Origin of the sequence: Staphylococcus coagulans, assembly GCF_002901995.1 — a bacterium.
GTDB lineage: Bacteria > Bacillota > Bacilli > Staphylococcales > Staphylococcaceae > Staphylococcus > Staphylococcus coagulans.
Genome location: NZ_PPQN01000065.1, coordinates 1 through 9,771 on the forward strand (window position 1 = coordinate 1; position 9,771 = coordinate 9,771).

Here is a 9,771-nt window from a genome sequence, read left to right on the forward strand (position 1 = left end):
AGATTAAGTATTTTGGCATTTCAAATAGGGTTTTAAATTATGTATTTAATATTAGTTTATATTCAATCTATAAGAAGGTGCTACATTTTCAAAATTTTTATTTCTCAGTTGATGTACGTAAATATAAAGGTAAGTTTTGTTATTTTAAAGCAGGATGCGTGGTTATTGATGACGTATAAGAATGTTCATTTCAAATATAATAAACGTTACTTTCACACGTTTAACGTATGAAAGTAACGTTATATGTATGGCTTATTCCATGAGTTGAACTATATAAAATCATAAAAGAAGTAGTTATCTGATTTATATATCGCTGTATCCGTTCTTGGGATTCATGTAAACCGAGAGACGTTTATAATGGAATGGAACAGAAATTGAAATAATTTTTATCCCATTCCATTGATTTATCATGCAAAAAATATTATTTCAAGATGGCTTTACTAATCATCCAATTCTTCTGATCTTTTAAAAGGAGGTTTTGTGTTTTTAGTTCGTTTACAATGTGCCCTGTCGTTTCTCGGGAAACACTAGCTAAATCGCTGACCATTTGAATCGTTAAAAATTGCTTAATCTCATAAAATTCTTCATGGTCCTCGCCAATCGTATGGCATAAATAAATGAGTACTTTCTCTACACGTGCTTTAGCGCTTTTTGCACTAAGTGCCATGTTATATTCTGTTAATTGTTTTTCATTTTCGCAAAGGTATTTATACATTTGAATAAACACTTTATCGTGATTTCGACATATATATTCTATCAGTTCAATCGGTACGGCCATGACAATGCTATCGGTGAGTGCAGTACACATTTCATTTGTTGTTTTATCTTGAAAAAGGTTGTGAAGCGGGTATAGATGTTCTCCTTTATTTAGTACACGATAGACATCCCCATTCACGCTGTAATGCTCTCTTAATATATAACCATCGATTAAATAATATAGATGTGTCAGTTCATCAGAAGAATAGTAAATCACTTGGCCTTTATTGTATTGTCTGACGATAAATTCATTCTTATACGGCTGCAATGCAACCGTGGGTATATTAATAAAGTTCGCAAACTGTTCAAGATAGGCATTCACGTTTTTTTTAATTAAAGAGTTATCTATAGTTGAGTGATCATACGGATTCTGCCCCATAAATATACCCCCTCATAGCTACTTATAAATTTGTGTGCCGACTTCTCCTTTAAAGGCTTCATAGGCTTTATCTAAGTTCGTGATGACCGCACGACGTCCTTCTCCGTTTTCAACAAAATCTATAGCCGCTTCAATTTTAGGTAACATAGAGCCTTCTGCAAATTTACCTTCTTGTGCATAGCGTTTCAGACTTTCGACATCGATGTCAGTAAGTTTTTCTTGGTTAGGTTCATTGAAGTTAATATAAACATTTTCAACGTTTGTTAAAATCATAAGGGTATTGGCATCGATGAGTTGTGCTAAACGTTCGCTTGCAAAATCTTTATCAATAACAGCTTCCACACCTTCATAAGTGTCGCCTCTTTTAACAACAGGAACACCGCCACCACCACAAGCGACAATAATGTTATTATTTTCAACTAAAGTACTAATTAATTCATGCTCTAAAATGGATACAGGTAGGGGAGACGGAACAACTTTACGATATCCTCTACCGGCGTCTTCTTTATAAATGGAATCAGGGTATTGTGCTTTTTGTTGTTCAACTTGAGCTTCTGTATAAAAAGGCCCAATCGGTTTTGTCGGGGTTGACATTCTTGGATCATTTTCGTCAATTTCTACACGTGTTATCACTGTACCCGCTTTCCGATCACTGTTAACCTCTGCTAAAACACGGTTGACTTCCGTTTCAATCCAAAAGCCAATCATCCCTTGTGTCATCGCACCACAGACATCTAGTGGCATAGCAGGTGTTTGTGGACTATCAGCAGTCGCTTGTTGAATTAAAAGACTGCCTATTTGAGGCCCATTACCATGCGAAATAACTATGTCATAATCTGTGTTAAACAAAGGTTTTAGTCTTTGCATTGTTGTACGTATAGCTTGTTTTTGAGTTTCTGCTGATCCATCTGTTGTTTGGATGGCATTTCCGCCTAGAGCAATTACAATTTTTTTATGCATAAAATTTCACTCCTCATTAAAATACGTCGACGGCACCGCTCAATAATCTCAAGATGCCGATAATGGCTAAAATGATAATAATGACAAAGAATAAATAATCGACTCGTTTTAATGGCTTTTGATTATTTTTTTGTACAATCGTGTAAACAATGAGTCCTGGAATATAAAGCAGCATCGTTAATAAGAAGTAATCCAATCCTGCTGCGTATACGAGCCAGATTGTATAAACAGAAGCGATGATACCAATCATCCATTGCTTCGTTGTTGCACGATGTTTCGTTTGAATTGTATATTTCACTTGGTAAAAAGCACTCAACATGTAAGGAACAAGAATGGCGCTTGAAGCAAGTGAAAAAGCAAATTGATAAGCGCTTTGTGTGAAAAGCATACTGATTAAAAAGATTTGAACTAATATATTAGTAACGAGTAATGAATGGACAGGTGCTTTGTTTTCATTTTCTTTGGCAAACCATTTAGGGAATAGGCCATCCTTCGCAACGATAAAAGGTAATTCACCAGCTAAAAGTGTCCAACCTAACCACGCGCCTAATACTGAAATAATGAGGCCAATATTAACGAGAACAGATCCCCAATGACCGACAATGTGTTCTAACACTGCTGCCATAGAAGGGTTAGAGAGTTCTGAAATATGATTTTGTTGGATGACGCCTTGTGCTAATACGGTCATTAAGAAATAGATGACCAACACAGAAACTAAACCAATGACGGTTGCGGAACCGACATCTTTTTTATTTTTAGCGCGTCCAGAAAAGACGACAGCGCCTTCAATACCAGTAAAGACCCACACAGTGACGAGCATTGTACTTTTAACTTGAGAAAGCGTGTCTCCCCAACTAAACATATGTGATGGGCCACTTGTCATGCCAAAAATACCTGCTTTAAAAGTGTCAAAGTTAAAAGCGACAATCATACACACAAGTACTAGTAAAATCGGAATCAATTTCGCGATGGTCACAATGCTATTAATCAATGCTGCAGTTTCGACACCTTTTAAAATAAGATAATGCACGCCCCACAATAAGATTGAGGCAATAATAATAGAAGGTAGGGTATTGCCTCCTTTAAACATTGGGAAAAAGTTACCTACTGCGGACATGAGCAACGACGCATAAGCCACATTGCCTAAAAAGGCAGCAAACCAATAGCCCCAAGCACTTGAAAAGCCAATAAAATCGCCAAATCCTGCTTGGGCATAACTGTAAATCCCACCTTCTAAATCTTGGCGTTCATTGGTTAAGTTTTGAAAAACAAAGGCAAGTGAGATCATACCGACCGCAGTAATCAGCCACCCAATAATGATAGCTAATCCGCCAGCTTCTTTACCCATATCTGAAATGATGTTAAATGCACCGCCACCAATCATCGAGCCAATGACTAAACCAATTAAGGCGGTTTTATTTAATTTGTTTTCATCTGTTCCACCCATATGTCATGTCTCCTTTAGATAGATAAAAAGTCCAGAATAAAACTTATTTTAAAATATTTTAATAGTATTTTATTATGATAAGAATAACTGGACTTTTGTATCATATCATATCTATTGAATTAACCTAATGTAGCGGCCATTACAGCTTTGATGGTATGCATGCGATTTTCAGCCTGATCAAAGACTTTCGCATGTTTGCTTCTAAAGATTTCATCTGTGACTTCCATTTCAGATAAGCCATACTCATCTTTAATTTTTTGGCCATATTCTGTATTTGTGTCGTGGAAAGCAGGTAAGCAATGTAAGAAAATTGTGCTGTCTTTACCTGTTTTGTCAAATAAAGCTTTGTTCACTTGATAATCTTTTAATAATTTAATACGAGATTCGAATTCACTTTCTTCACCCATTGAAACCCAAACGTCAGTATAAATAACGTCAGCACCTTTTACGCCTTCATCAATATTATCGGTAATTGTTACTGAACCTCCGTCTTGTTTAGCACGACGTTCAGCGATATCAATATAATCTTGAGAAGGGAATAAAGATTTAGGAGAGCAGATTGTAACATCGACACCTAACATTGGACCTGCGACTAGAAGAGAATTTGCGACATTGTTACGGCCGTCGCCTACATATGTGAGTTTAATACCGTCTAAATGACCAAAGTTTTCTTTGATCGTCATATAGTCTGCTAACATTTGTGTTGGGTGCCAAGCATCAGTGAGTCCGTTCCATACAGGGACACCTGAAAACGCTGCTAATGCTTCCACTGTGTCTTGAGAGAAACCGCGGAATTCAATACCGTCAAACATACGACCCAATACTTTTGCCGTATCTTCGACAGATTCTTTTTTACCTAATTGGATGTCATTTTTACCTAAAAATTCTGGATGTGCACCTAAATCGATAGAAGCAACTGTAAATGCAGCACGTGTCCGTGTTGATGTTTTTTCAAATAATAAAGCAATATTTTTACCTTCTAAATAGCGATGTGGGATGCCTTGTTGTTTATAAGATTTTAAAGTCATCGCAAAATCAATTAAGTCTGAAAATTCTTTTTTAGTAAAATCGTCTTCTTTAAGTAAATGTCTACCTTTTAAATCTAATGGTTTTTGAATATCTGTCATTTTAAAAAATCCTTTCTTAATTTGATAATGAATGCTTAAATGTCTTCTCTAAATAAAGGTTGGCTCATACATCTAGGGCCGCCACGACCACGCACAAGTTCGCTACCTGTGATTTCAATGACTTTGACCCCTTTATCTCTTAGTAGTTGATTTGAAACGTAGTTACGATCATAAGTGACGACTACGCCAGGGCGAATGGTTAATGTGTTTGAGCCGTCATTCCACTGTTCACGTGCTCCGTCAATAACATCGCCATTACCTGTAGGAATGAATTCAATGTTATCGACATGTAAAGCGTCTTCTAATGTTGCTTTAAGTTGACTTGAATGTGAGATTTTAATATCGTTTGTTGCTTCATCTTTTTCGATTGTAAAAATATTCATATGATTTTCTTCTTTGAAAATCGCAGCATGCATTGTAAATTTGTCATAATCAATCATTGTAAACACGGTATCTAAATGCATGAAACTACGACTGTTCGGGATTTCAATAGCTAATACTTTTGTAAAAGTTGATTGATCATCAAATAAAATTTGGCGTGCCAAGCGCTCAATGGCTTGTGCCGAAGTCCGTTCTGAAATACCGATGGCTAACACTTCTTTTGAAAGGACTAATTCGTCGCCACCTTCGATATTGAATGGTGAATTTCGATCCAACCAAACAGGAACGTCTGCATCTTTGAAACGTGGATGATGTTTAAGAATATAGGTCATAAAGATAGATTCTCTACGACGTGCTCTCCAATACATTCGATTGATCGTCATACCGCGTCCGATAGAAGCTTGAGGGTCTCTTGTAAAGTAAAGGTTTGGCATAGGGTCTAAATAAAATGGATATCTATCATCCATATATTCCACAAGGTGATTCGTTTCTAATTGAATCTCTTCTTTACGTACACCTGACATAATTTTATCTATAAGTTCTTGATCGCTTAATGTTTCAAATAGCGTTTTAATCTCTTTTTCATGACCGAGCACTGTTTTTTGAGATTCAGCTAAAATATCATCAATAAACTGTTCGCGTACAGCCTTATCAGCAATTGCTTCGGCGGCTAATTTTTCGAGGTAAACCACTTCAACCCCTTCATCTCTTAAAACTTGCGCAAATTTATCATGCTCTTCTTGCGCGACTTTCAAATAAGGAATATCGTCAAATAATAAGCCGCTGAGATGATCAGGCACAAGGTTTTCTAATTCTTTGCCTGGTCGTTTGAGTAAAACGGTTTTTAATCTGCCAATTTCACTATTCACTTGGATTGGTCCTTTTTCCATTGTTATTCCTCCTTTGATTGATTACATCCAAAGTATAAAACGCTTTCAGTTATCCAGCTGTGAATGTTTTCTCAATGTAAATGTCTAAAACTTCATACAAATGATTTATTCAATACACAATACTGATAACTTATGCATACTTTACCCTTTTAACATGCGTATTTATGAATAATAAGTTAATATTAAATTAAGAGATATGTATAATATTATTCTTTATTCAAAAATATGTATGTATAATCATCAATCTTTTGAAAAGAGATGTTTATTGATTTTTTGTAAGAAGATGAAGCCACTTAAATGTTTGACAGCGTGTGAGGGTTCATGTGAGATGTCAGAAACTTCACATTTACCAATGAGATGTTTTGTTATGGTAGAGATACACAGTTATTTGTCAGCGGGATTATGAGGCAAAGGAGTTTAAATGTATGAAAAAAAGAAAAAGATTAGACTTAGTATCTATGATTGTAAAAGAGCATGACATTCATTCAAAAGCAGAAATTGTGGATTATATAGAAAAACATTTTGGAATAAGGTATAGTGTAGCGACAATTAGTAGAGATTTAAATGAATTGAAGATTTATAAAATGCCATCCGCGCATCAAGAGCGGTGTTATCAAAAGTATAATGAAAATGCGCAAAATGATGCCAAAGCGAAATTAATTAATTTTTATAAAGATGAAATCGCCTCTGTCGTAATCAAAGACACGTACTTAATTATAAAAACAGCACCGGGTTTTGCACAAAGCATTAATTATTATATTGATCAAATGGAGCTAAACGAAGTACTGGGGACAGTCGGGGGGAATGACACAATTTTAGTTCTTACGGCGTCAGCGGAACTTTCAAAATATGTTCATTATAAGCTGTTTAATCAAACTTACCAAGATGCAAATGTCACCCCTTAATCAATGAATATGAATTTTGATGATTCAAGTCAAAGTCGACGTATGCAAGCTGCTGTAATGGAAGCGATTTGTGACAAAGAACATCTATTTGTGAACTTTAATTGATACGTTTTAAGTGTGTTTCTCTCATCCCACATATCAAGTTGACGATATCATTTTTAACAGTCGTGAGTGTCTGTTCAGCATGCGCGTCTCTAGACCAATTGAAGACGACACTTAACACCCCACCTGTTAAAAAATGATTATAAATTGTTGGATCTAAGTCCAATCTGGCCCCAGTTTGAATATCGTATTGAGTTTGCTTATTGATGGCTTGATAAATTTGTTCATAAATAATCCGTGATGTTTCATCATATAAATGATGCGTTACTACACTGTTGACTATTACTTTGTTGTCATTAATAAAGGTTAATAAGTCATGGATATAACGCTCAAGGAAAGGCTTCGGGTCTTCAAAACGAATATCGGATAAATGAATTTGTCTAAAACGATTCAAGACGTTTTCAATCGCATGATTCAATAGATGATACTTATCCTTGTAATGTCGATAAAATGTTGAACGACGGATAAGTGCGTAGTCACACAAGTCTTGTATTGTAATGTGTTCAAATTCTTTTACTTTTAACAATTCCGTAAATGCATTCATAAGTGCGTTTTGCGTTTTAATTACGCGTAAATCCTGTTTATTCATCTTTGAACACCTCAGATATCGAACAATTTCTTGATTTTGTCATTTAAGTTACAAATAGTGAATATTGGCGCCTAATTGGATGTGGTCTGTTGATATAATAATATTGAAGGAAATTTTAAAATGAAGGAAGTCATTTATTTTCCTGTTTATCTTTTATTATACTGATTTTTAATCCAAAAAAGGAAGTGTTTACTATGTATTATAGTAAAGGTAATTATGAAGCATTTGCACGTCCAAGAAAACCTGAAAATGTAGAAAACAAATCTGCATATTTAGTGGGATCTGGCTTAGCCGCTTTAGCAGCAGCTTGTTTTCTCATTAGAGATGGACAAATGAAAGGCTCACAAGTTCATATTTTAGAAGAGTTACCTAAGCCTGGCGGCAGTCTTGATGGTGACGAACTTCCTAATAAAGGTTATGTCGTACGCGGTGGTAGAGAGATGGAAAATCATTTCGAATGTTTGTGGGATTTATTCCGCTCGGTTCCTTCTTTAGAAGTCGAAAATGCTTCAGTTTTAGATGAATTTTATTGGCTGAATAAAGAAGATCCAAACTATTCACGCTGTCGAATGATTGAAAATAGAGGACACCGTGTTGATACGGATGGCGATTTTACGCTTACACAAAAAGCAATTAAAGAAATTTTAGATTTATGTTTAATGAATGAAGAAGATTTAGATGATGTCAAAATCACAGATGTGTTTTCTGAAGATTTCTTAAAATCCAATTTCTGGGTTTATTGGAAAACAATGTTCGCATTTGAACCTTGGCATTCTGCTATGGAAATGCGTCGTTATTTAATGCGCTTTGTTCACCACATTGGCGGCCTTGCAGATTTTAGCGCACTTAAATTTACAAAATACAATCAATATGAATCACTCGTATTACCAACGGTTGAATATTTGAAATCCAATGATGTTCAATTTGAATATAATATCAAAGTAGAAGACATTAAAGTAGACGTTACGACTTCTCAAAAATTAGCACGAGAAATTCTTATTAAACGAGATGGCAAAGATGATGTCATTCAATTAACACCTAATGATTTAGTGTTTGTAACGAATGGTAGTATTACAGAAAGTTCAACTTATGGTGATAATGACACACCTGCACCTATTACAGATGACATTGGTGGTAGCTGGTTATTATGGAATAACTTGGCAAAGCAAAGTCCAGAATTTGGTAATCCAGAAAAATTTTATAAAGATTTACCAAAAAGAAGTTGGTTCATTTCTGCGACTGCGACAACAAACAATAAAAAAATCATCGGTGCCATTGAAAGACTATGTAAACGTGACCCGCTTTCTCATAAAACAGTAACAGGTGGTATTATTACTGTTAATGACTCATCATGGCAAATGAGCTTTACAGTTAATCGTCAGCAACAATTTAAAAGCCAACCTGATGATCAAGTGAGTACTTGGATTTATGCTTTATATTCAGATGTTGATGGTGATTACATTAAAAAACCAATAACAGAATGTAGTGGTAGTGAAATCTGTCAAGAATGGCTTTATCACATGGGTGTCCCTACTGAAGAAATTGAATACTTGGCAACTGAAGAAGCAAACACAATACCTGCGTATCTGCCTTATATTACGTCTTATTTTATGCCAAGAGCAGTAGGTGACAGACCGTTAGTGGTGCCACATCAATCACGTAATCTTGCCTTTATTGGTAACTTCGCTGAAACTGAGCGTGATACTGTATTTACGACAGAATATTCAGTGAGAACGGCTATGGAAGCTGTCTATCAATTATTAGATATTGATAGAGGCGTACCAGAAGTCATTGCTTCTGTATTTGATTTACGTGTGTTGATGGATGCGGCATACGAATTAAATGATCGCAAAAGCTTACAAGAAATCACAGAAAGCAGTAAAATTCAAAAAGTTGCTTTGAGTGGTTTCTTAAGAAAAATTAAAGGCACTTATGTTGAAACATTGCTTAAAAATCATCATTTACTATAAATGCGTGATAGTCATTACAAAAGTAAATCATTTTTAAAAATCTAAGAGAGCTTATTCATTGATTGCATCGTATTGCATCATGAATAAGCTTTTTTATGGTTTAAAATCAGCTGATTGAAAAAGGGCGAGCGATAGTCCTCTCTATCAATCATTAAAGTTATTAATAAAATAATTTTGGAATATATTTGATAAAATAATTATTAACAGTTATATTTATTAAAGTAATACACAGGATAGTGTAAAAAGGAGAGAGTCAGTAATGAAG

General features: G+C 35.1%; 8 protein-coding genes. 2 read left to right on the top strand and 6 right to left on the bottom strand.

The annotated features are described in order from the left end of the window. Positions 1 to 421: 421 nt before the first annotated feature. The 5 genes from CD118_RS10785 to arcA form a co-directional block, all read right to left on the bottom strand. Entirely contained in the window at positions 422 to 1,135 is a 714-nt protein-coding gene (locus CD118_RS10785) for a Crp/Fnr family transcriptional regulator (RefSeq protein WP_060829221.1), read from the bottom strand. 18 nt (positions 1,136 to 1,153) lie between these two features. Next, positions 1,154 to 2,095, bottom strand: coding sequence for a carbamate kinase (arcC, locus tag CD118_RS10790; RefSeq protein ID WP_103356692.1), 942 nt, complete (start codon positions 2,093 to 2,095; stop codon positions 1,154 to 1,156). 16 nt (positions 2,096 to 2,111) lie between these two features. Continuing rightward, positions 2,112 to 3,542: an arginine-ornithine antiporter gene (arcD, locus tag CD118_RS10795; RefSeq protein WP_103356693.1), complete on the bottom strand. Its 1,431-nt coding sequence runs from the start codon at positions 3,540 to 3,542 to the stop codon at positions 2,112 to 2,114. Between the two features lie 119 nt (positions 3,543 to 3,661). Further along, a complete protein-coding gene (gene argF, locus CD118_RS10800) occupies positions 3,662 to 4,669 on the bottom strand; it encodes an ornithine carbamoyltransferase (protein ID WP_060829224.1) in 1,008 nt (335 codons plus the stop codon). A 35-nt stretch (positions 4,670 to 4,704) separates the two neighbouring features. After that, positions 4,705 to 5,940 (bottom strand): arginine deiminase, encoded by a 1,236-nt coding sequence (arcA, locus tag CD118_RS10805; RefSeq protein ID WP_060829225.1) that lies wholly within the window; start codon positions 5,938 to 5,940, stop codon positions 4,705 to 4,707. 425 nt (positions 5,941 to 6,365) lie between these two features. On the opposite strand from arcA, the gene CD118_RS10810 reads away from it, so the two are divergent. Continuing rightward, positions 6,366 to 6,845, top strand: a complete 480-nt coding sequence (locus CD118_RS10810; protein ID WP_060829226.1) for an arginine repressor — start codon at positions 6,366 to 6,368, stop codon at positions 6,843 to 6,845. A 97-nt stretch (positions 6,846 to 6,942) separates the two neighbouring features. On the opposite strand, the gene CD118_RS10815 is transcribed toward CD118_RS10810, so the two are convergent. Then, a complete protein-coding gene (locus CD118_RS10815; protein WP_103356694.1) occupies positions 6,943 to 7,536 on the bottom strand; it encodes a TetR/AcrR family transcriptional regulator in 594 nt (197 codons plus the stop codon). 194 nt (positions 7,537 to 7,730) lie between these two features. Between CD118_RS10815 and CD118_RS10820 the strand changes: the two genes are divergently transcribed. Beyond that, positions 7,731 to 9,506, top strand: coding sequence for an oleate hydratase (locus CD118_RS10820; protein ID WP_103356695.1), 1,776 nt, complete (start codon positions 7,731 to 7,733; stop codon positions 9,504 to 9,506). Positions 9,507 to 9,771 lie beyond the last annotated feature (265 nt).